The organism is Methylobacterium oxalidis, from assembly GCF_007992195.1.
Taxonomy (GTDB): Bacteria; Pseudomonadota; Alphaproteobacteria; order Rhizobiales; family Beijerinckiaceae; genus Methylobacterium; species Methylobacterium oxalidis.
The window spans coordinates 1-21,651 of record NZ_BJZU01000026.1; the positions used below are offsets into that span (position 1 = coordinate 1).

Annotated in this window: 25 protein-coding genes; 6 read left to right on the top strand and 19 right to left on the bottom strand. The window is 72.8% G+C overall.

What is annotated here, in order from left to right; translation table 11 throughout:
• Position 1: 1 nt before the first annotated feature.
• Entirely contained in the window at positions 2-2,218 is a 2,217-nt protein-coding gene (gene pbpC, locus MOX02_RS07720) for a penicillin-binding protein 1C (RefSeq protein ID WP_147025231.1), read from the top strand.
• A gap of 10 nt (positions 2,219-2,228) precedes the next feature.
• Here pbpC and MOX02_RS07725 read toward each other — a convergent pair whose 3' ends face one another.
• From MOX02_RS07725 to MOX02_RS07740, 5 genes are all read right to left on the bottom strand, one after another.
• Positions 2,229-2,801, bottom strand: a complete 573-nt coding sequence (locus MOX02_RS07725) for an NAD(P)H-dependent oxidoreductase (protein ID WP_373866721.1) — start codon at positions 2,799-2,801, stop codon at positions 2,229-2,231.
• Positions 2,802-3,017: 216 nt separating this feature from the next.
• Positions 3,018-3,320, bottom strand: a complete 303-nt coding sequence (locus tag MOX02_RS07730; protein ID WP_147025232.1) for a hypothetical protein — start codon at positions 3,318-3,320, stop codon at positions 3,018-3,020.
• A gap of 85 nt (positions 3,321-3,405) precedes the next feature.
• On the bottom strand, positions 3,406-3,582 hold the full coding sequence (locus MOX02_RS31070) for a ribosome modulation factor (protein ID WP_170267722.1): 177 nt from the start codon (positions 3,580-3,582) through the stop codon (positions 3,406-3,408).
• Positions 3,583-3,745: 163 nt separating this feature from the next.
• A complete protein-coding gene (locus MOX02_RS07735; RefSeq protein ID WP_147025233.1) occupies positions 3,746-4,414 on the bottom strand; it encodes a class I SAM-dependent methyltransferase in 669 nt (222 codons plus the stop codon).
• Complete coding sequence (locus MOX02_RS07740; protein WP_147025234.1) at positions 4,411-5,046, bottom strand: glycosyltransferase; 636 nt, start codon at positions 5,044-5,046, stop codon at positions 4,411-4,413. Before MOX02_RS07740 ends, MOX02_RS07735 begins: the two co-directional genes overlap by 4 nt.
• A 110-nt stretch (positions 5,047-5,156) precedes the next feature.
• Between MOX02_RS07740 and MOX02_RS07745 the strand changes: the two genes are divergently transcribed.
• Positions 5,157-6,422, top strand: a complete 1,266-nt coding sequence (locus MOX02_RS07745; RefSeq protein WP_147025235.1) for a DNA topoisomerase IB — start codon at positions 5,157-5,159, stop codon at positions 6,420-6,422.
• A gap of 154 nt (positions 6,423-6,576) precedes the next feature.
• On the top strand, positions 6,577-7,992 hold the full coding sequence (locus MOX02_RS07750) for a cytochrome ubiquinol oxidase subunit I (protein ID WP_147025236.1): 1,416 nt from the start codon (positions 6,577-6,579) through the stop codon (positions 7,990-7,992).
• A 38-nt stretch (positions 7,993-8,030) separates the two neighbouring features.
• On the opposite strand, the gene MOX02_RS07755 is transcribed toward MOX02_RS07750, so the two are convergent.
• Entirely contained in the window at positions 8,031-8,711 is a 681-nt protein-coding gene (locus tag MOX02_RS07755) for a LuxR C-terminal-related transcriptional regulator (RefSeq protein WP_147025237.1), read from the bottom strand.
• Positions 8,712-8,964: 253 nt separating this feature from the next.
• Positions 8,965-9,861, bottom strand: a complete 897-nt coding sequence (locus tag MOX02_RS07760) for a GGDEF domain-containing response regulator (protein ID WP_147025238.1) — start codon at positions 9,859-9,861, stop codon at positions 8,965-8,967.
• Between the two features lie 107 nt (positions 9,862-9,968).
• Here MOX02_RS07760 and MOX02_RS07765 point away from each other — a divergent pair, with 107 nt between their 5' ends.
• A complete protein-coding gene (locus MOX02_RS07765; RefSeq protein ID WP_174804891.1) occupies positions 9,969-10,355 on the top strand; it encodes a hypothetical protein in 387 nt (128 codons plus the stop codon).
• Here MOX02_RS07765 and MOX02_RS07770 read toward each other — a convergent pair.
• Both MOX02_RS07770 and MOX02_RS07775 read right to left on the bottom strand, forming a co-directional pair.
• A complete protein-coding gene (locus MOX02_RS07770; RefSeq protein WP_147025239.1) occupies positions 10,330-10,806 on the bottom strand; it encodes a hypothetical protein in 477 nt (158 codons plus the stop codon). The genes MOX02_RS07765 and MOX02_RS07770 overlap by 26 nt on opposite strands.
• Positions 10,807-10,973: 167 nt before the next feature.
• The gene (locus MOX02_RS07775) at positions 10,974-11,225 is read right to left on the bottom strand and encodes a hypothetical protein (protein WP_174804892.1); all 252 of its coding nucleotides are present in this window, start codon (positions 11,223-11,225) and stop codon (positions 10,974-10,976) included.
• A gap of 395 nt (positions 11,226-11,620) precedes the next feature.
• Here MOX02_RS07775 and MOX02_RS07780 point away from each other — a divergent pair, with 395 nt between their 5' ends.
• Positions 11,621-12,445 (top strand): FTR1 family iron permease, encoded by an 825-nt coding sequence (locus tag MOX02_RS07780; RefSeq protein ID WP_147025240.1) that lies wholly within the window; start codon positions 11,621-11,623, stop codon positions 12,443-12,445.
• Between the two features lie 84 nt (positions 12,446-12,529).
• Here MOX02_RS07780 and MOX02_RS07785 read toward each other — a convergent pair whose 3' ends face one another.
• The 10 genes from MOX02_RS07785 to MOX02_RS07825 all read right to left on the bottom strand — a co-directional run bounded on the left by MOX02_RS07785 (position 12,530) and on the right by MOX02_RS07825 (position 19,873).
• Positions 12,530-12,727, bottom strand: coding sequence for a hypothetical protein (locus MOX02_RS07785; protein WP_147025241.1), 198 nt, complete (start codon positions 12,725-12,727; stop codon positions 12,530-12,532).
• An 88-nt stretch (positions 12,728-12,815) separates the two neighbouring features.
• Complete coding sequence (locus MOX02_RS07790) at positions 12,816-13,070, bottom strand: hypothetical protein (protein WP_238179781.1); 255 nt, start codon at positions 13,068-13,070, stop codon at positions 12,816-12,818.
• Between the two features lie 74 nt (positions 13,071-13,144).
• Positions 13,145-13,318, bottom strand: a complete 174-nt coding sequence (locus tag MOX02_RS31075) for a hypothetical protein (RefSeq protein WP_170267724.1) — start codon at positions 13,316-13,318, stop codon at positions 13,145-13,147.
• Between the two features lie 228 nt (positions 13,319-13,546).
• Positions 13,547-13,984 (bottom strand): EamA family transporter, encoded by a 438-nt coding sequence (locus tag MOX02_RS07795; protein ID WP_147025242.1) that lies wholly within the window; start codon positions 13,982-13,984, stop codon positions 13,547-13,549.
• 9 nt (positions 13,985-13,993) lie between these two features.
• Positions 13,994-14,362, bottom strand: a complete 369-nt coding sequence (crcB, locus tag MOX02_RS07800; RefSeq protein WP_147025243.1) for a fluoride efflux transporter CrcB — start codon at positions 14,360-14,362, stop codon at positions 13,994-13,996.
• An 85-nt stretch (positions 14,363-14,447) separates the two neighbouring features.
• The gene (locus MOX02_RS07805; protein ID WP_147025244.1) at positions 14,448-15,167 is read right to left on the bottom strand and encodes a metallophosphoesterase family protein; all 720 of its coding nucleotides are present in this window, start codon (positions 15,165-15,167) and stop codon (positions 14,448-14,450) included.
• 35 nt (positions 15,168-15,202) lie between these two features.
• On the bottom strand, positions 15,203-16,000 hold the full coding sequence (locus MOX02_RS07810) for a nucleotidyltransferase family protein (protein WP_147025245.1): 798 nt from the start codon (positions 15,998-16,000) through the stop codon (positions 15,203-15,205).
• A 65-nt stretch (positions 16,001-16,065) separates the two neighbouring features.
• Complete coding sequence (locus MOX02_RS07815) at positions 16,066-18,303, bottom strand: xanthine dehydrogenase family protein molybdopterin-binding subunit (protein WP_147025246.1); 2,238 nt, start codon at positions 18,301-18,303, stop codon at positions 16,066-16,068.
• Positions 18,304-18,344: 41 nt separating this feature from the next.
• Positions 18,345-19,358 (bottom strand): FAD binding domain-containing protein, encoded by a 1,014-nt coding sequence (locus MOX02_RS07820; RefSeq protein WP_147025247.1) that lies wholly within the window; start codon positions 19,356-19,358, stop codon positions 18,345-18,347.
• Positions 19,355-19,873 (bottom strand): (2Fe-2S)-binding protein, encoded by a 519-nt coding sequence (locus tag MOX02_RS07825; RefSeq protein WP_147025248.1) that lies wholly within the window; start codon positions 19,871-19,873, stop codon positions 19,355-19,357. Before MOX02_RS07825 ends, MOX02_RS07820 begins: the two co-directional genes overlap by 4 nt.
• 291 nt (positions 19,874-20,164) lie before the next feature.
• On the opposite strand from MOX02_RS07825, the gene MOX02_RS07830 reads away from it, so the two are divergent.
• Entirely contained in the window at positions 20,165-21,562 is a 1,398-nt protein-coding gene (locus tag MOX02_RS07830; protein WP_147025249.1) for a M20/M25/M40 family metallo-hydrolase, read from the top strand.
• Positions 21,563-21,651 lie beyond the last annotated feature (89 nt).

The following is a 21,651-nucleotide window of genomic DNA, read 5'->3' on the forward strand; positions in this document are numbered from 1 at the left end:
GGTGAGGGGTGCGACCTCTCCGGACGAACCTGAACCCCTCACCCCAACCCTCTCCCGCTCGGGAGAGGGGACCCGCGCTGCGTCCGTCTCGGTCGAGAGGGGAGGGCGCCGTGCGGCCGGGCGGCGGGCGGGCCTCGCCGTCGCCCTCCTCCTGCCCCTCGTCCTCCTGCCTCTCGCGGGCGGCCTCGCCCTCTGGCGCTACGCCGCCGCGCTTCCGCCCCTCGACATGACGCAGGCCGCCCTGCGCTCGACCGTTGTCCTCGACCGCGAGGGCAGGCTCCTGCGCCCCTTCGCCACCGCGGACGGGCGCTGGCGGCTGCCGCTCACGGCCGCGGGCGTCGATCCGCGCATGCTCGCCATGCTGACGGCCTACGAGGACCGGCGCTTCGACCGGCATCCCGGCGTCGACCCCATCGCGAGCCTGCGGGCGGCCTGGCAGTGGCTGGCGCACGGGCGCATCGTCTCCGGCGGCTCCACCCTGTCGATGCAGGTGGCCCGCCTGATCGAGCCGCGCTCGGAGCGCTCGCTGTCTGCCAAGCTCCGCCAGATGGTGCGGGCCGTGGCGCTGGAGCGCAGCCTCGGCAAGGCGGGGGTGCTCGACCTCTACCTCGCGCTCGCGCCCTACGGCGGCTCGCTCGAGGGCCTGCGCGCGGCGAGCCTCGCCTATCTCGGGCGCGAGCCCGCCCGCCTCTCCTTCGCGGAGGCCGCGCTCCTCGTGGCCCTGCCGCAGGCGCCCGAGGCGCGACGGCCCGACCGGGCGCCCGAGGCCGCACGGCGCGCCCGCGACCGCGTGCTCGACATCGCGGCCGCCCGCGGCGTCGTCACGGCCGCCGAGGCCGCCGCCGCCAAGGCGGAGCCGGTGCCGGCCGGGCGGCGGCCCTTCCCGATGCTCGCCGCGCACGCGGCCGAGGCGGCGGTGGCGGCCGAGCCCGGGGCGCGGGTGCTGCGCCTCACCCTCGACGGGCGCCTGCAGGCGAGCCTGGAGGCGCTCGCGGCCGAGCGCGCGGCCTCCGCCGGGCCCGACCTGTCGGCGGCGATCCTCGCCATCGACAACCGCACCGGCGCCGTCCTCGCCCAGGTCGGCAGCGCCGGCTACCTCGACGCGGCCCGGCGCGGAGCCATCGACATGACGGCGGCCCTCCGCTCGCCGGGCTCGGCGCTCAAGCCCTTCATCTACGCGCTGGCCTTCGAGAACGGCATCGCCCACCCGGAGACGCTCCTCGACGACCGGCCCGCGCGCTTCGCCGCCACCTACGCGCCGGAGAATTTCGACCTGACCTTCCAGGGCACGGTGACGGCGCGCCGGGCGCTCCAGCTCTCCCTCAACGTGCCGGCCGTCGACCTGATGGAGGCCGTGGGGCCCGCCCGCTTCGTCGCCCGGCTGCGGGCGGCGGGCGCCGGAATCGTGCTGCCGCGGGACACCGCCCCCGGACTGCCCGTGGCGCTCGGCGGCCTCGGCATCACGCTCACCGACCTCGCCCGGCTCTACGCGGGCCTCGCGCGGGGCGGCGCCGTGCCGGACCTCGCCCGCCGTCTCGACCCGCAGGGATCGAGCCCGGTGCCGGCCGGCGCGGCCTCGGGGATGCCGGTCGCCGACCCCGTGGCGTCCTGGTACGTCGCCGACATCCTGCGCGGCGCCGCGCCCCCGGAGAACGCCCTGCCGAACCGCATCGCCTACAAGACCGGCACCTCCTACGGCTACCGCGACGCCTGGGCCGCGGGCTTCGACCGGCGGGTCACGATCGCCGTCTGGGTCGGGCGGCCGGACGGAGCGGCGGTGCCGGGCCTCGTCGGCCGGCTCGTGGCGGCGCCGGTCCTGTTCGACGCCTTCTCCCGCCTCGGCGGCGAGCCCGAGCCGGTGCCACAGCCCCGCGACGCCCTGGTGGCCACGAGCGCGGCCCTGCCGCCGCCGCTGCGCCACATCCGCCGGGACAGCCCGAAGACGCTCGGCGCGACGCTCAAGGCGCCGCTGCGGATCGCCTACCCGCCGGACGGCGCCCGGATCGATCTCGGCCTCTCGGAGGCGGGCGCCTCCGCCGCCCTCGCCCTGAAGGCGAACGGGGGCGTGCCGCCCCTCACCTGGCTCGTCGACAGCCTGCCGGTGGCCGCGGGCGCGCGCCGGCAATCCGAGTGGCGGCCGGAGGGCGCGGGCTTCGCGCGGATCTCGGTGATGGACGCACTGGGCGCCAGCGACAGCGTGGTGGTGCGGATCGAGTGAGGCGCCGGCCTCAGGCCGCGGGCGCCGCCCGGCGCTGCTTGGCGTCGAGGGAGGCCGCCTCGATCAGGAGGGCGAGCTCGCGGCCGGCCGCCGCGACGCGCTCGGCGACGCCCGCATCGGCGACCGCGCCGTCCTCCATCTCCGCCCCGCCCGCGTAGACCGAGGTCGGCGCGATGTGGGCGGCGAAGAAGCCGAACAGCGGCCGCAGCGCGTGCTCGACGATGAGGGCGTGGCGCAGGCCCCCGCCCGTGGCCGTGAGCACCACCGGCTTGCCGGCGATGCGCTCGGGCTCCACGAAGTCGAGGACGTGCTTGAACAGGCCCGAGTAGGAGCCCTTGTAGACGGGCGTGCCGACGATCAGGGCGTCGGACCCCTCGATCGCCTCGACGATGCGGGCGGCCGGCAGCGGCAGCGCGTCGCGCGTCGTCACGCCGAGGCCGGGGCCCGCGTCGAGCAGGTCGTAGACCCGCAGGTCGATCCGCTGGTGGCGGGCGAGCTCCGCGGCCACCGCCTCGACGAGGCCGCGGGTGCGCGAGGGCCGGTTGGAGCTTGCCGAGAAGGCGACGACGCGGGGCAGGGACACGGGGCTTCGTCTCCGGTCTTCGGTTCGCCGGCCCGGCCGGCCCGGGTGCGGGCTGGCCCGCGCGGGCGCCGGGCCGTCGGGTTCATACGGGAACCTAACGCCCGGATTGCAAGGGGCGGACCGGGACGGAATGTCCCAGAGCGGGAAAGCGGCGCGCTTTTCGAGCGGGATCCGGAACACGCGGCCCTGCGCCTGCCCCGGACAGGTGCACCCGCCTCAGGGCCGGTTCCGCCCGAGGCGGCTCCACCAGTAGCGCCACCAGAAGGTGATGAACCCGCCCGTCCGGATCTCGTCGTCGAGCCGGGACACCACGAGCCGCAGGACGGTCTCGAGGGCGGCGCAGGTGGCCAGGAACAGGGCCGGCAAGGTGGCGAAGTCGATCGCCCGGTCGCGCGGCATCCATCCGACGTGGCCGGCCAGGAGCAGGACCGGGCTCGCGAACACGAGCCACAGGAGGCAGATGCCGGCGACGACCGCCACCGGGACCCCGAAGACGAGGAGGATCGCGCGCCAGATCATGCGGTCCGGGCGAGCGCGCGCGGCGCGGCCTCCTCGGTCGGCGGGAGCGGGCCTCGCCGGGACACCGGCCGGGGCGTTCCCACCCTCAGCCCTCGTCCCCTTCGGGCCGGTCGACGTTCTGCTCGTCCTCGTCCAGCACGTATCCGGCGAGCCAGTCCGCGCTCTCCTGCGAGCCTGCCCTGTGCGGGTTGGCCGAGACCGGCCTGCCGGCCAGCTTCGCCGCCCTGCCGTCCTGCATGGCCTGGTTGAGATCGTCCGCCATGGCTCGCTCTCCGTCGTGCGACCGGGCACGCCGCGGCCGAAGCGGAGCCGCGGGATCCCGAATCCGCATCATGCCACCGACGGTCCCGGCTGACACGCGGCTCGGGTCGCCGCCCGTTTCATCCCCCTCGGTCCATCTCCCCCGCCATCTCCCCCGCGCGGGATCACGCCCGGAAGCGCCAGACGCTGGAGCGCTTGATCTCGGCATCTTCCAGCGTGCGGGTCACCGGCACCGCGTAGGTGGCCAGGGTCTCCAGCCGCTCCCGCGGCAGGTAGGAGCGGCCGGGGTCGCCGATCAGCACGGTGGCGCCGCCGGCCTCCAGCTCCGCGAGCCAGGGGGCGACGGCGGCGGCGAGGTCACGCTCGTAGAAGATGTCGGCGGCGAGCACGAGGTCGGCGCCGGGCCGCGTGCCGACGAGGTCGGCCCGCACGGCGGTGATCCGGTCGGCGACGCCGTTCGCGGCGGCGTTGAGGCCGATCGCGGGGATCGCGAAGGGGTCGAGGTCGGTCGCCGTCACGTGCGCGGCGCCGGCCTTCGCCGCCGCGATCGCGACGAGCCCCGAGCCCGAGGCGAAATCGAGCACCTCCCGCCCCGCCGCGATCCCCGGGTTGTCGAGCAGGTAGCGCGCGAGCGCCTGCCCGCCGGCCCAGGCGAAGGCCCAGAAGGGCGGCGGCAGGCCGATCTCGGCGAGCTCCTCCTCGGTCCGCTGCCAGAGGGCGGTCGCCTCGTCGGCGACGTGCAGGACGATCTCGGGGGCGTGCGGCACCGGGCGCACCCGCGTCTCGGCCCTGATGAAGGCGAGGGCCTCCTCGGGCCGGATCGCGGCGCTCATCCGGGCAGGAGGCCGGTGTAGAGCCGGGCGACGGCGCCCGCCTCCCCGGACAGGCCCTGCGTCAGCAGGGTCACGCCGGTGTCGAGGGGGTCGAGGCCGAGGGCCCGCGCCTCGGCCGGGTCCTCAAGGAGGAAGCGGGTCGTGCGCGTGGCGAGCGGCCCGCGGATCAGGCGGCCGAGGCCGGCGCGGGCGAGGCGGCCGGCCGCGTCGCGGCGGGCCCCGAGCGTCCCGAAGCCGGCGGGCGTGTAGACCCGCGCGGAGATTCCCGCCATTGCCGCCGCGGTGCCGCCGACGAGGATGCCGCGCGGGCCGATGCCGTGGACGATGTCGGCCCGCAGGCCCTTCAGGGTCGCGGCGAGCTGTCCCGCCGCGTAGCCCGCCCGCATCGGGTTGAGGCCCGCCTCGTCGCCGAGCGACACCACCCGCGCGCCCGTCTCCTCGATCGCGGCCCGGTGCGGGCCGGTGCTGCGCGTGGCCACGAAGACGGAGAACCCCGCCCCGGCGGCGATCCCGGCGAGCATGCGGTAGCGCTCGGCGAACAGCCCGTCGTCCGGCGCCACGAGGACGAGGCGGCGCATCGGCGCGGGGGCGGTGACGGGCTCGGGGGTCGGCGCGGTGGTCGGCTCGCTCATGCGGCGAGCCTTAGCACGGCCGGGGCGGCGGTGTGCGGCCGATCGCCGGGGCCGGAACAGGGACGCGGGGTGCCCGGTTGTCGCTCAACCAGTGTGGAGGGTTGGGTTCCATGGCCTCGGACCGGGACGAGTGCAGCGCGGTCGCCGATCCGCGGGAGGCCGCCGAGGAGGCGGGCCTGCGCTACGTCGACGACCGCATGCCGGGCCTCACCCGCAGGAAGAGCGGCACGGGCTTCCGCTACCTCGACGCCAAGGGCCAGCCGGTGCGCGACGCGGCCACGCTCGCCCGCATCCGCTCCCTCGCGATCCCGCCCGCCTACACCGAGGTCTGGATCTGCCCGCGCGCCAACGGCCACATCCAGGCCACGGGGCGCGACGCCAAGGGGCGCAAGCAGTACCGCTACCATCCCGAGTTCCGGGAGGCGCGGGAATCGAGCAAGTTCAGCCACATCATGGCCTTCGCCGACGCGCTGCCCAGCATCCGGGTGCGGATCGACGCGGACATGCGCCGGCCGGGGCTGCCGCGCGAGAAGGTGCTCGCCACCGTGGTGCACCTCCTGGAGAGCACCCTGATCCGGGTCGGCAACGACGATTACGCCCGCGCGAACAAGAGCTACGGCCTCACCACCCTGCGCGACCCGCACGTGCGGGTGCAGGGCGCGGAGCTCAGCTTCCGCTTCAAGGGCAAGAGCGGCAAGACCTGGAACCTGTCCGTGAAGGACCGGCGCGTCGCCCGCATCGTCAAGGCCTGCCAGGACCTGCCGGGGCAGGAGCTGTTCCAGTACGTCGACGAGGACGGCGAGCAGCGCGACGTGACCTCGGCCGACGTCAACGCCTACCTGCGCGAGATCACCGGCCAGGACATCACCGCCAAGGACTTCCGGACCTGGGCTGGCACGGTGCTGGCCGCGCTCGCGCTGCGGGAGTTCGAGGCGTTCGACAGCGAGGCCAAGGCCAAGAAGAACGTCCGCACGGCGATCGAGTCTGTGGCGGGGCGCCTCGGCAACACGCCGACCATCTGCCGCAAGTGCTACATCCACCCGCAGATCCTCGACGGCTACCTGGAGGGCGACCTCCTCGAGCAGGTGCAGGAGGCTGTCGAGACCGAATTGTGCGAGGACCTGAACCGGCTCAAGCCCGAGGAGGCCGCGGTGCTGAGCCTGCTGCGCACCCGGCTCGAGGCGGCGAAAGCCGAGCCGGAGCGGCCGGCGCCGCGCGAGAACCAGCGCAAGAGCCCCGCGAAGGCGTCCGCCCGGCCGAAGGGCGGCGCTCGTGCCGGGGGCAAGGCGAAGGCCGCGGCCCGCAAGGCCGGCAAGGCCGCGGCGGCCCGCGCCCGGCGGCCCGCGCCGGAGGGGGCCGGCGCCTCGGCGGCCTGAGGGCCTCCTCGATCCGCGCGGATCTCGTCCGAATCCCGGCCGTCCCGCCGGTCCGACGCGGTGCCGCGCCCCCGCGCCCTTGATGCGGACCCCGCAAACGTCGATGAGTAGGCGCGAGGGGCCGCCGCGCGGCCCGGGAGAGGGAACAGGCACCATGGAACTCGACGCGCTCATGCTCTCGCGCATCCAGTTCGGGTTCACCATGGCGTTCCACATCATCTTCCCGGCCTTCACGATCGGGCTCGCGAGCTTCCTGGCGCGGCTCGAGGCGCAGTGGCTGTGGACCGGCAACCCGATGTACCGGAACCTCTACCAGTTCTGGGTGAAGGCCTTCGCGGTGTCCTTCGGCCTCGGCGTCGTCTCCGGCATCGTGATGAGCTACCAGCTCGGCACCAACTGGTCGCGCTACTCCGACTTCACCGGCAACGTGCTCGGCCCGCTGATCCAGTACGAGGTCATCACCGCCTTCTTCCTGGAGGCGGGCTTCCTCGGGATCATGCTGTTCGGCTGGGAGCGGGTGGGCGACCGCCTGCACTTCCTCTCGACCTGCATGGTGGCGCTCGGCACCCTGATCTCCGCCTTCTGGATCCTGTCGGCCAATTCCTGGATGCAGACGCCCGCGGGCTTCGTCATCGAGAACGGGCGGGCGGTGGCCACCGACTGGCTGAAGGTGATCTTCAACCCCTCCTTCCCGATCCGCTACGCCCACATGGTGCTCGGCTGCTTCCTCACCACCGCCTTCGCGGTGGCGGGCATGTCGGCCTGGATGATCCTGCGCGCCCGCAAGGAGCCGCCGGCGAAGGTCGCGGGCGCCCGGCTCTCGCTCTCGATGGCGCTCTGGTTCGCGGTGATCTGCACACCGATCCAGATCTTCATCGGCGACGCGCACGGCCTCGCCGTGCTGAAGCTGCAGCCGACCAAGCTCGCCGCGATCGAGGCGAACTGGGAGACGCAGAAGGACATGCCGCTCCTGCTGTTCGCGATCCCGAACGAGAAGGAGGAGCGCAACGACTTCGAGATCGGCATCCCGAAGCTCGGCAGCTTCATCCTCACCCACGACTTCTCGGGCGTGGTGCCGGGCCTCAAGGACGTGAAGCCCGACGAGCGGCCTCCGGTCTGGCCGGTCTTCTATTCGTTCCGCATCATGGTCGCGATCGGCATGGCGATGCTGGGCCTGAGCCTGTGGAGCCTCTACCTGCGCTGGCACGGCACGCTCTACACGAACCGCACGTTCCTCACCTGCGCGATGCTGATGACGCCCTCCGGCTTCGGGGCGGTGCTGTTCGGCTGGTTCACGGCCGAGATCGGCCGCCAGCCCTACATCGTCTACGGCCACATGCGCACGGCGGACGCCCACTCGCCGCTCACCGCGCAATCCGTCACGACCTCCCTGGTCGCCTTCCTGATCGCCTACGCGATCATCTTCGGCTTCGGCAGCTACTACCTCGCCAAGCTCCTGCGCAAAGGGCCGGAGCCGCTGGAGGAGGCGATGCGCGGGGACGACGTCTCCCGCAAGCCCAAGCGCCCGCTCTCGGCCGTCGACGAGGACCTCAAGCCGAACCCGGCCTGAGGGCGGCGGGCGCGCCCGCCTCGGGGGAGGGGCCCGCCTCAGTGGCGGGCGGCGGCGTCCGGGCGATTGCTGCGCGCGCCGTCGCCCAGCCGGCGCGCGGTGTCGCTCTCGACGACCGGCGCGAGCCCGAGCTGGCGGGCGAGCGTGACGAGGTCCTTGAGGCGGCCGGTCTGGGTCTTGCGGCGCAGGTTGAGCCGGTGGGTCTCCACCGTCCGCACGCTGAGCGTGAGGCGGCGCGCCACCTCCTTGTTGCTGAAGCCGGCGCTGAGGAAGCGCAGCACCTCCGCCTCCCGCGGGGTCAGGCCGAGGCCGTCCGTGGACTCGGGCGAGGGCGCGCCCTCGGCGGAGACGAGGGAGGCGGCGCCATCGACGAGGGCGAGCAGCGCCGCGCAGATCGTCTCGGGCGAGGCGGTGCGGGCCACGAACCCGTCCGCGCCGGCCTCCAGGAGGCGGCCGAGCTCCGGGCCGGTCAGCGCCTGGAAGGCGACGAGGGTGCGAAGCGCCGGGAGGCGCTCCTTGAGCCCCATGACGCGGGCGACCGCGTCGGCGGGCTGGACGTCGTCCACGAAGACGAGGGCGACCGTGCTGCCGGTATCGGCCGTGGCGAGCTCGGCCTCGCCGATCGTCTGCACCGCCGGCATGTGCTCCAGCGTCGCCCGAAAGGTCGGACACACCTCCTGGGGTCCGTCCACCACCAGAACTCCCACTGCGCGACTCATGCCGATCAACCCCTCTGATCCCGGCTCGGAACAGGGCCGCCGGGTTAGGGGGGCTATTTCAAGAGTCGTTCCAGGGGTTTGGCAGGCTCCAGGACGGTAAAGATTGCCTGAAAACCGGATTCTGATTGCATGCGGCAAGATCCGTGTGCCGCATCGAAACAGATTCGTTAACGGTGCGTGTGCCGAATCATGCCGGATCGCGCGTGCCATCTTGAGGCGGCCGCGCCGTGACTCGGGCCGGCTCTCCCGGGATTCAACCAGCGCGGGCGAGCACGAGCTCGGTCTCGGCGGAGACCACGCGGTCGCGGCCCGAGGACTTCGCCTCGTAGAGGGCGATGTCGGCCCGCTTGAGCAGGCCCGCCACCGTCTCGCCCTCCGTCCAGGCGCTGACGCCGAAGCTGCAGGTGAGCCGCACCGGCCCGCGGCTGCCGCGGATGCGCAGGTCGCGGGCCAGGAGGCGCAGGCGCCCGGCCTGGGCCTCGCCCTCCTCCAGCGAGCGGTGCGGCAGCGCGAGGGCGAACTCCTCGCCGCCGAGCCGCCCCGCGATGCCCTCGCCGCCGAGGAGGCGGGCCACGGCCTGGATCGCGGCGTCGCCGACATCGTGGCCGTGCTCGTCGTTGATCCGCTTGAAATGGTCGATGTCCACGAGGATCGCGGCCATCCGGCCGTGGTTGCCGACCCGGTCGGCCGCCGCCTGCACCCGCCCGAAGAAGGCGCGGCGGTTCAGGAGCCCGGTGAGCGGGTCCGTCTCCGCGAGGCGGATCAGCTCGTCCTGCAGGGTGGTGAGGCGCTCGGCGGCGCGCAGGCGCGCGTGCAGCTCCTCGGCGCCCGGCGGCTTCTCGATGAAGTCGTCGGCGCCGCTGTCGAGGGCCTCCGCGAGGTTGCGGGCGTTCCGGGCCGAGGACATCGTGATGACGTAGAGGGGGCGCCGCGCCTCTGCGAGCAGGCGGGCGGACCAGCACAGCTCGAGCCCGCTCAGCGGCCGCACCTCCAGGCTGGTGATCAGCACCCGCACCGTGGCCGTGTGGGTGAGGAAGTTCAGGGCCTCCTCGGAATCCGTGAAGGCGTCGACCTGATGCCCGCGCGGTTCGAGCAGCCCCGCGACGATCTTCAGCACCACGCGGCTCGAATCGACGATGACGATGTGCATGGGGCGAGCTCAGATGACCGACTGTGACGATCCTCGGTCCAAGATCTTAATTTGTGGCGAAGGCCCGGTTTTCGCGGCCCCATTTTGCAACTCGGACGTGCAGGGACATGAACGAGCCTGAGACACCGCCCGTGACGCCCGACGGCCGCTACATCGTGGTGCGCGGCCGCCTCTGGCGGCGTGCCGACCCGGCCCTCGACGAGGCGCGCCGCGCGGCGCTGGTGCGGGACCTGATGGCGGCGCGCCGGGCCGTCCGGGATGCCGGGGCGGCGCTGAAGCGGGGCGAGGCGGGCGCGCCGGACAGGCTCGCCGCGGCGCGCAGCGCGGTCGACGCCGCGAAGGTCGGGCTCGGCGAGCGCGGCCCGGTCTGGTGGCAGGACGGGGCGCCGGACGAGAACCGGCGCCTCGCGCGCAACACGGCCTACGCCGCGTGGTACGCGAGCCTCGATGCGGCGGAGGAAGGCCCGGTCAGCGGCGGGGGACGGAGACGGTGATCACCCGTGCGCCGCCCGCCGAGGCCGGGGCCGGCTCGAACCGGGACCACTGCCCGTCGCGCCCGCGCGAGAGGACGCGCGACTTCGCGGGGGCGCGGGAGCGGGCGGCCGGGGCGTCGATCACGTAGAGGGTCGGCTCGCCGGCCGGGGCCTGGCGCTTGCCCGAGAAGGTCGGCACGCCGTAGGTGCCGTAGGTCCAGGGCGCCGGCACGAGTTCGCTCGGGCGGGGCACCTTGGTGAGCGGCGCGCCGATGTAGGAGCCGCCGACGAGGCCGTCCGCGAAGCCGTAGCCGCCGTAACCTGGCGTTCCGTAACCTGGCGTGCCGTAGCCGAGGACGACGCCGTCCCGGTATGGGTCGGCCAGGGCCGGCCCCGCCGCGGCGGTCGCGAGCGCGAGGACGGAGCCCGCCAGGGCACGGGCGAGGGGACTCGCGAGGGGATTCGTGGACATGCGGCAACGCTCCGACGCGACGACTGGAACCCGGAAAACCCGTCCGGCCCAGCCTCGTTCCGCCGCCCCGCACCGACCAGCCGCGCAGAGTGCGTAGGGGGGTGCGCCGGCGCATCAAAAAACCCCGCGGGGGGACACGGGGTTCGCGACGAGAGCGGCGTCCCGGCTCAGCGGCAGGTGGTGACGCGCCGGACGATCCAGCCCTCGCCCTCGACCCAGAGGCGGCGCCGGGAGCGGCTGCAATTGGCCGTGTCGTCCTCGTTCTCGCTGACGGAGGCCACGGGGCGCACGGTCTGGCTCGCGTCGGCGAGCCGGGTCGGACTCCGGTCGGCCGCCGGGGCCGCGAGCGCCGCGGACGCGCCGGCGAGCAGAAGAGAGGCGGTCAACAGCGCGGGCGCGACGGATTTCGTCAGAATCATCGTTCTGCTCACACGCCGATGAGGGCGCGTCCTACGTTTCTGGATTGTACAGCGACGTACTGCTGCATGTCTGGATCGGTAATTCACGACGGGGCGGTTCGGTTGCAGCGCGGAGCCGCTTTCGTTCACGCCGATGTGAAGCACCGAGCCGGCCAGCCGCCGCCCCGGGCGCGGGCGCCGCGCCCGTGACGCGCGGCTGCCGCGCCCCTGCGCCGCGCCGGACCGCCTTGCCGCGGCGCCCGCACGGTTATAGGCAGGGGCGCGGGAAGCAGATCCTCGATCTTCCTCAGATCTGGCTCAGGAATCGTCCTTCTTCAGAACGCTTCTAAGCTTGGACAGGGCAAGTTTCGGCGCGTCCGGATAACATTCGAACATTTCTAAACTGGAGTCGCATCATGACGGACGGATCGACGTTCGTTCAGGCCTTCACGATCCTGTTCCGCGAGGGATTGGAGGCCCTTCTGGTGATCTCGGCGCTCGCCGCCTTCCTGCGGCGCGCGGGCGCGCCGGAGAAGATCACCCCGCTCTACGCCGGTGCGGCCGCGGCGGCGCTGGCGAGCCTCGGGATGGCCTGGATCTTCGAGACCTACTTCGACGGCAACCACAACGACCTCATCGAGGCGGCCGTCATGCTCTTCGCCGCCGCGCTGATGTTCTACATGAGCGGCTGGCTGTTCCTGCGGCAGGACCCGAAGGCCTGGCAGGCGGACCTGAACCGGATGGCCGAGCGGGCGCTCGGCGCCGGAACCGTGCTGTCGCTCGCCGGCATCGCCTTCCTCGCCGTGTTCCGCGAGGGCGCCGAGACCGTGCTGTTCCTGCACGCCCTCGCCCGCACCGCCAACGGCTTCGACGGCTCGCTCCTCGGCGGTCTCGCCGTCGCGGCCGTGGCGCTCGCGGCGATGTTCGTCGCCATGCAGTGGCTGGCGCTGCGCCTGCCGCTGCGGCCGATGTTCCTGATCACCTCCGCCTTCCTGTTCGTGATGGGCCTGCGGCTCGTCGGCCAGGCCATCCAGGAGATGCAGGAGCAGACGATCGTGTCCGTGCACAACGACGGCGTGCCGGAGATCGTGACCGACCTCGGCTTCAACGGGAGCTGGGAGGCGCTCGGCGTGCAGGGCGCGCTGGTGCTCGCCGCCATCGCCTGCCTGACGCTGCTCTCGCTGCGCAGGTCGGGCCGGGACGCGGACACCAAGGCGAAGGCGGCGCAGGCCCTGTCCTGACCCCGCGGCATCGTTCCGGGGCGCCCTGCGGTGCCCCGGGGCGGGACGGGGCGACGCGCCGGCGCCGGCGGCGACGGCCGGCGCTCAGCGCGCGGAGGGTGCGTCCGCCGTCACGGTGAGCATCGGCAGGGTGACGGAGACCTGTGTCGGAGAGACCTGCGCCAGGGAGGCGTGCGCCGGCTCGGGCGGGCGCTCCCGCGGCTGGACGGCGAGGGCCCCGATGCCGAGGGCGAGGCCGAGGGCGAGGAGCGACGTCTCGACGCCGCGATAGAAGCCGTCCATCCGAGATCTCCGGGGCGGTCCTGCAACCGCCCCATCATCGCCCCGAAGGGATGAGCAAATCGTGTAGCGCCGCCCTCGGGGGCCGGCCTCAGGCGCGGCCGGCCGCCGGCATCCGCGCGAGGTCGGGCCCGCGCTCGGGCGCGAGGAGCGCCGCGGCGAGGTTCGCCTCCAGCACGATCAGGTCCCCGTCCGGGTCGGGCTCCCAGCCGCAGCGGCAGGCATTCGGCCCCTCGTGGGCGCGGGCCACCTGCGCGTAGAGGGTGCCGACGATCCGCGCCGCGGCCTCGAGCGCCGCCATCGGCGGCAGCGGGTCGTCGCCGAGGCTCTGCCAGAAGGCCCGCATCAGCGTCTGCTCCAGCTTGGACAGCCGCCGCTCCTCCTCCGCGCAGCAGGGCGCGGCCGCTCGCGCCACGATCGTCACCGGAGAACCTCCCGGCGGATCTCGCGACGGATCTCCCGGCGCACCGGCTCGGGGCTCGCGGCGACGAAGTCGATCAGGTCGGTGAGGCGGTGCAGCCGCAAGTCGACGCAGCTTCCGTCCCACCACGCGAGCCGCGCGCAGCCTCGTATCAGGTTCAGGGCCCGTGCCATCCTGGTCTCCTTCGCGCCGCCGCCGCGCCGCACCGCCAGATGAACCCTATTCACCCGAGTAATCAAGCGATCAAGAAAAGATTAGAAGACGTTTAATCTCGCGGCATGCTGCAGTTTACAGTCGTTTCAGACTGGATCCATTCCATGCGGCGCGGATTCGTCAGGTTTTCGGGCGGCTTGGAGCGGCGCGCACGGGTACGGATGCCTGCGCGGGTGCCTGAGCGCGGCTCAGCCGGCATAGGCGACGAGCATCGCGCCCGCGGCGATGAGGCCGACGCCGGTCCAGGCCAGCGGCGAGAGCGATTCGCCGAGGAGGAGCGCGCCGAACAGGGCCACCAGCACGACGCTGAGCTTGTCGAGGGGCGCCACCCGGGCGGCATCGCCGAGGGAGAGCGCCCGGAAGTAGCACAGCCACGAGGCGCCCGTGGCGAGCCCCGACAGGACGAGGAAGAGGAGGCTGCGGCCGGAGAGCGAGGCGAGGTCCTGGACCTGCCCGGTGAAAGCCAGGATCGCGCCCGCGAGGAGGAGCACCACGGCGGTCCGCACGAAGGTGGCGGCGTCCGCGCCGACGCCGGAGACGCCGACCTTCGCCAGGATCGCGGTGGCGGCGGCGAAGACGGCCGCCAGCAGGGCCCAGAAGCGCCAGGATTCGACGAGCGGGCCCACGGCGCGGCCCTACAGGATCGCCCGCATGGCGACGAGCCCGAGGAAGAGGCCGCCGAGGCCGAGCAGGACCGAGCCGAGCGTGTAGAGGAAGGCCGCCCCGACCGCGCCCCGCTCCAGCAGGGTGACGGCCTCCAGGGAGTAGGTGGAGAAGGTGGTGAAGCCGCCGAGGACGCCGGTCGCCAGGAACAGGCGCGCGCCCGCGGCGCCCCCGCGCAGGGCGAACCAGCCCGTCAGCACGCCCATCAGCACCGAGCCGAGGACGTTGATGGCGAGGGTGCCGACGGGAAAGTCCGAGCCGAGCCGGAGCGCGGCGAGGTTCACCCCGTGGCGGGCCACTCCGCCGAGGCCGGCGCCGAGGAACACGAGGAGGAAGTTCATCCGGTCGAAGCCCCTGCCGCCCGCCTCGGCCGCGCTAAAGCAGGGCCGCGCCCGCGGATCAAGCCCGCGGGGGCGGGCCGCGCGGTCAAATCTCCAGGATCGCGTAGGGGCGCCCGCCCGGCTTCTCGATGTGCATGGCGACGTTGTAGACCGGCGCGCCGCCCGGCGTGCGGCCCTCGTAGGCGCCGCGATGGGCGTGGCCGTGAACGACCGCGCTGACGCGGAAGCGGTCGATGGTCTCGGCGAGGCGGGAGCTGCCGAGGAAGGGGAAGATCTCCGGCGGCTCGCCCGCCACCGTCTCGGGGATCGGCGCGTAGTGCAGCACCACCAGGGCGCGCTCGCTGCGCACCTGCCGCATGGCGTTCTCCAGGCGGATCGTCTCGCTGACGCTCTCGGCCACGATCGCCTTGATGGCCGGCTCGCCGAAGGAGCCGAGCATGCGCCGCCCGAAGCCGCCGACGAAGCCCTTCACGCCGACGAAGCCGACGCCCTCGATCTCGGTGGCCTGTCCGTCGAGGATGCGCATGCCGCCCTGGCGCAGGATGCGGATGACCTCCTCGGCGCAGTCGCTCTCGTAATCGTGGTTGCCGAGCACCGCCACGACCGGGATCGCGCAGGCGCGCAGGTCCTCGGCCAGGAGTTCCGCCTCGCGGGGCTTGCCGAGATCGGTGAGGTCGCCCGCGATCACCAGCACGTCCGCCTCGCGGGAGATCTCGCCGAACAGGTCGCGGTAGGACGCCACGGCATCCTCCTTGACGTGGAGGTCGCCGATCGCCGCCACGCGCAGGCGGTCCGTATCCGTCATGCCCTCTCTCCCATGCCGTCTCTCCTCTCCTGTCGTCAGCGCCAGTCGCCCTCGCCGCCCACGTCGGCGAAGCCCCACTCCCTCACGTCGATCTCGTAGTCGACGCGCGACAGCATGCGCCCGCGGCAGATCTTCATCTGGGGCGGGGGCAGGGCGCGCTGCTTGGCGAGCCGGTCGAGCAGCTCGTCGAGGAGCCAGGCCGGGACGTGGTCGCGCTCGGTCGGGTAGATCCAGCGGAAGCCGAGGAGGTGCACGAGCAGCAGCTCCCAGTGCACCTCGAGGTAGGCGAGCAGCCGCTTCCAGTCGATCTCGGCGTGGGTCTTGAGCAGGACGTGCGCCACGTCCGCGCCGTCGTAGCGGTGGCGCAGCTGGATGAAGGACTTGGAGAAGACGAGCTCGGTCGGCCCGACGATGCGGATCGGCAGGCCGAACGCCTCGGTCTGGCGGGCGTGCTCCAGCCAGGCTTCCGTCACCGGCGTCGAGCCGCTCGGGGAGGCGAAGATCACGTCGAAGAAGTGGTCGTCCTTGAAGACCTTGCCGAGCCAGCGCTCGTCCTCGATCTCGACGCGGTAGCCCTGCTCCTGGAAGTAGGCGAGGATGCGCGGCCAGTCCCCCGCCTTGCAGAAGATGTCGAGATCCTTCGTCTCGCGCACGATGCCCGTGTAGGCGCTCACCGCGAAGGTGCCGGCGAGCAGGAACGGGATGCCCGACGCGGTCAGGCTGCGCAGGGCCTCGGCGTAGAAGCCTTCGGCCTCCGGATGTGCGAGGATCGGCTCGGCCTTGGCATCGACGATGGGAAGGCTGTCCGGGCCCGGCGCGTCGGTGGGGAGCATGGGTCCGGAACGCGGGACGGCGGATGTTTGATCCCCGGGGACCGCGCGGCCCCCGGGGGCGGGTGCTAGCCGATGATCTTGTCGACCGTGATCGGCAGCTCGCGGATGCGCTTGCCGGTGGCGTGGAAGACGGCGTTGGCCACCGCCGCCATGGTGCCGACGATGCCGATCTCGCCGAGACCCTTCACGCCCATCGGGTTCGCCTTGTCCACCTCGTCGACGAAGATCACGTCGATGTCGTGGATGTCGGCGTGGACCGGCACGTGATACTCGCCGAGATTGTGGTTCATCACGCGGCCGAGGCGGTGGTCGAGCATGCCCTCCTCCTCCAGCGCGCCGCCGATGCCCATCACGACGCCGCCGAGGATCTGGCTGCGGGCGGTCTTGGGATTGATGACCCGGCCCGCCGCGACGGCGCTGACGACGCGGGTGACGCGCACCTGCCCGAGCTCCTCGTCGATCTTCACCTCGGCGAAGATGGCCGAGTGGGTGTAGGCCGAGAACTCCTTCTGGTGGCTCGAATCCGGCCCCGCCGACTCGGTCGCCTCGAGCTTGTCGACGCCGCCGGCCCGCATCGCCTCGGCGAGCGAGACGCTGCGGGAGGGGTCGTCCGCTACCGCGATGCGCCCGTCGCGGAACACCACGCGGTCGAAATCGACGTTGGCGAGCGGCGAGTGGTCCATCCGCCGGGCCATGGTGAAGAGCTGGTTTGCGATGGTGCGGCACGCCTTCATCACGGCGGTGCCGGAGGAGGCCGCCGTCCACGAGCCGCCCGCCACCGGCGCCTCGGCGAGCGCGGTGTCGCCGAGCTTCGTCGTCACGTCCTCCATGCGCAGGCCGAGCGCGTCGGCGGCGATCTGGGTCAGGATCGTGTAGGTGCCGGTGCCGATGTCGCCGGTGGAGTTGCCCACCACGAGCTTGCCGTCGGCGGTGAGCGTCGCCTGGGCGCTCGACTTCTGCATCAGCGATTCCCAGACGCCCGTGGCCATGCCCCAGCCGACGAGCTCCTTGCCGTCGCGCATGGAGCGGGGCTCGGGCGAGCGCTGGGACCAGCCGAAGCGCTCGGCCCCCTGCTCGTAGCAGGCGCGCAGCGCCTTCGAGCCGAAGGGCTTGCCCTCCGTCTGGTCCCGCTCGCTGTAGTTCTTGAGGCGCAGCGCGATCGGGTCCTGGCCCGTCGCGTAGGCGAGCTCGTCCATCGCGATCTCGAGGGCGAAGACGCCGGTGACCGCGCCCGGCGCCCGCATGTCGCCCGGCGTCGGCAGGTCGAGATGGGCGAGCTTGTAGGTGAGGGCGACGTTCTCGCACCGGTAGAGGATCGCCGACCAGTTGACGACGACCTCCTGGTAATCCTCGTAGCGCGAGGTGCCCGAGACCGCGTCGTGCCGCAGGGCCTGCAGGGTCCCGTCGGGCCCCGCGCCGAGGGAGACGGTCTGCAGCACGTCGGGGCGGTGCGTGAAGCTGAACATCTGGTCGCGGGTCAGCGTCACCCGCACCGAGCGCTCCAATTCCCGCGCCGCCATGACGGCGAGGAAGAGCTGGTACTGGGGCCGCAGCCCCGAGCCGAAGCCGCCGCCGAGATAGGGGTTGAGCACCCGCACCTCGTCCTTCTTCAGGCCGAACACGCCGGTGAGGTAGCCCTGGCTGTTCGAGACGCCCTGGATCTTGTCGTAGACGGTGAGGCGGCCGTCGCCCTCCCAGACCACGGTGGAGGCATGCGGCTCCATCGGATTGTGGTACTCGATGGCGTGGCGGTACGCGTGCCGCACCTTGACCGGGGCGCCGTCGAAGGCCGCATCCGCGTCGCCCCACGGCTCCGGCGGCGGCTTGATGCCCGCCCGCTTCATCGGCGGCGTGTAGGAGAGGTCGCGCACCCGGGTCACGTCGGTCTCGGGCTCCTCCGCCGCGTAGGCGAGCTTGACGAGGGAGGCGGCGTAGCGGGCCGTCTCGAAATCCTCGGCCACGACGAGGGCGACCGGCTGGCCGCTGAACTGGATCTTCTCGTCGTAGAGCGCCCGGAACGGCGAGCCGGGGGGCGCCACCGCGTCCTGGTAATTGTAGTCGAGCCAGGCCGTGCGCGGCCGGTTCTCGTGGGTGAACACCTTGATCACGCCGGGCACGGCCTCGGCCTCGGCGGTGTCGATCCGGCTGATCGCGCCGCGGGCGATCGCGCTCGACACGACGTAGCCGTGGGCGAGGTCGGGGGCCTCGAACTCGCCGGCGTACTTCGCCTGTCCGGTGACCTTGGCGGGGCCGTCGACGCGGCTGCGGGCGGTGCCGAAATAGGTCTCGGGGCTGCTGGCCATGTCTCTCGAACCTTGTCTCTCGAACCGTGTCTCTCGAACCGTCAGGCGATGCGCTTGTCGGACTGAGACTGGGGCGTGCCGGCGGCGGCCTGCTCCAGGGCGCGCACGATGGCGCGGCGGGCGAGCTCGACCTTGAACCCGTTCTCGGACTGGGCCTGCGCCTTGGAGACGACCCGGTCGGCGGCCGCCGCGAAGGTCTCGCGGGTGGCGGGCTTGCCGACGAGCATCCCCTCGGCCTCGGCGTTGCGCCAGGGCTTGTGGGCGACGCCGCCGAGCGCGAAGCGGGCGGTCTTGATGGTCTGCCCGTCGAGCTCCATCACCGCCGCCACCGAGACGAGGGCGAAGGCGTAGGAGAGGCGGTCGCGCAGCTTCAGGTAGGTGTGGTGGCCGGCAAACCCCTCCGCCGGCAGGTCGACCGAGAGGACGATCTCGTCGGACTTCAGGGTCGTGTCGCGCTCCGGCTCGTCGCCCGGCAGCCGGTGGAACTCGGCCATCGGGATGGTGCGCTCGCCGGACGGGCCGGCGACCCGCACCTCCGCTTCCAGGGCGGCCAGCGCCACGCACATGTCGGATGGGTGCGTGGCGATGCACTTGTCGCTGGTGCCGAAGATCGCGTGGATGCGGTTCACGCCGCCGATGGCGCCGCAGCCCGAGCCCGGCAGGCGTTTGTTGCAGGGCGTGCCCTCGTCGTAGAAGTAGTAGCAGCGGGTCCGCTGCAGCAGGTTGCCGCCCGTGGTGGCGGCGTTGCGCAACTGCCCGGTGGCGCCGGCCAGGATGGCGCTCGACAGGACGGGGTAGCGGCTCTTCACCCGCTCGTCGTAGGCGACCGTGCTGTTCGTCACGAGGGCGCCGATGCTCAGGGCCCCGTCCCGCTCCTCGATCCGGTCGAGGGGCAGGCGCGTGATGTCGACGAGGCGGCCGGGCCGCTCGACGTTGTACTTCATCAGGTCGACGAGGTTGGTGCCGCCCGCGATGAAGCGCGCGTTGGCGCCCGCGGCGATCGCCTTGACCGCCTCCTCGACGGTGCCGGCGCGGACGTAATCGAAGCGGTTCATCCCTGAGCTCCCGACTGCATCACGTCCTCGATGGCGTCGACGATGTTGGTGTAGGCGCCGCAGCGGCAGATGTTGCCGCTCATCGCCTCGCGGATCTCGTCGCGGGTCCTGGCGTGGCCCTCGGCCAGCATGCCGGCGGCCGAGCAGAGCTGGCCCGGCGTGCAGTAGCCGCACTGGAAGGCGTCATGCTCCACGAACGCCTCCTGCAGCGGGTGCAGGCCGTTGCCGCCGCCCATCCGGGCGAGGCCCTCGACGGTGGTGATCTCGGCGCCGTCCTTCATCACGGCGAGCGCGAGGCAGGAATTCAGGCGGGTGCCGTTCACCAGCACCGTGCAGGCGCCGCACTGGCCGTGGTCGCAGCCCTTCTTGGTGCCGGTGAGGTCGAGCCGCTCGCGCAGCAGGTCGAGCAGGGTGGTCCAGGGCGCGACCTGGAGGGTGCGGGCCTCGCCGTTGATGGTGAGGCTGATCTCGACCCTCGTGTCCGCGGCGACGGGCGAACCGCTTTCGATGAGCATGGGGCGTCCCACAGAGTTTGAGCCCGGTCGCGCCGGATTGCGAGGCCGGAGGGGATTCGGGTGCCGCGCGCCGCGGGGGCGGGCAGGGCCTCGCAGGCGCGCGCGGTCGCGCCCTGCCCGAGGCCACTCGATAACCGTTCCAGGGTGGACCTGTTCCAAGGTTGCGCCGCGCGGGCTGCGCAACGTCCGGTTATCGACGCCGCGGTTTCCGTTCCGGCCGGCCTCGGCTAACGCTAGCACGACGCCCTCCCGCGGTGGGCCGGACGGCCTGGACGGACGAAGGATGGATGGATGGCTGCGCTCGACCCGATCCTTAACGACATCGACCGCGACCTCGACAACGCGCTCGACCGCCTGTTCGAGTTCCTGAAAATCCCCTCGATCTCGACGGACCCGGCCTACGCGGGCGAGTGCCGCCGCGCCGCCCGGTGGCTCGCCGGCACCCTCGACGCGCTCGGCTTCGAGACCACGGTCGAGGAGACCTCGCTGCACCCCGTCGTGCTCGCCCACGCGCCGAAGCCCGGCGCCCCGCACGTCCTGTTCTACGGCCATTACGACGTGCAGCCGGTCGATCCCCTCGACCTCTGGGAGACGCCTCCCTTCGAGCCGCGCCTCGCCGAGGGGCCGGACGGGACGAAGCGGATCGTCGCCCGCGGCGCCTCCGACGACAAGGGACAGGTGATGACCTTCGTGGAAGCCTGCCGGGCCTGGAAGGCGATGGCGGGCGCGCTGCCCTGCGGCGTCACCATCCTCGTCGAGGGTGCCGAGGAGAACGGCTCGCAGGGGCTGCCCGAATGGGTCGCGGCGAACCGCGACCGGCTCGGGGCCGACATCGTGCTCGTCTGCGACACCAGCATGTGGAACGCCTCCACGCCCGCCATCACCACCTCGCTGCGCGGGCTCGCCTATTTCGAGGTGCGGGTGCGCTGCGCCGACCGCGACCTGCACTCGGGCTTTTTCGGAGGCGCGGCGGCCAACCCCATCCACGTGCTCGCCCGCATCATCGCGGGGCTGCACGACGCGGACGGGCGCATCACCCTGCCGGGCTTCTACGAGGGTGTGCGCGAGACCCCGCCCGAGATCCTGGAGCAGTGGCGCGGCCTCGACCTGAGCCCGGAGTCGTTCCTCGGCCCGATCGGGCTCAAGGAGCCCGCGGGCGAGCGCGGGCGGATGCTGATCGAGCAGATCCAGTCGCGGCCGGCCTGCGACGTCAACGGCATCATCGGCGGCTACACGGGGGAGGGCACCAAGACGGTGATCGCCGGCGAGGCGAGCGCCAAGGTCTCCTTCCGCCTCGTGGACGACCAGGACCCGGAGGCGCTGGCCCGGACCTTCGAGGCCTACGTGCGCGAGCGCGTGCCCGCCGACTGCTCGGTGGAGGTGATCTGCTACAAGGGCTCGCGGGCGATCAGCCTGCCCTTCGACATGCCGGAACTGGAGACGGCGCGGGCCGCGCTCGAGGCCGAGTGGGGCGTCGCGCCGGTGACGGTCGGGGCGGGCGGCTCGATCCCGATCGTCGGCGACTTCAAGCGCATCCTCGACCGCAACACCCTGCTGATCGGGTTCGGCCTCGACGACGACCGCATCCACTCGCCGAACGAGAAGTACGAGCTGCGCAGCTTCCACAAGGGCACCCGCTCCTGGGCGCGCATCCTCGCCGCGCTCGGCGAGGCGGGGCATCGCGGCTAGCGGCGCCGGAACCGGGCCCGGGTTGGCGCGCCCGCCCGCCATCGTGTATCGGGCGGGCCGCGAGACCCCGCCCGCCGCGCCCCGCGGCG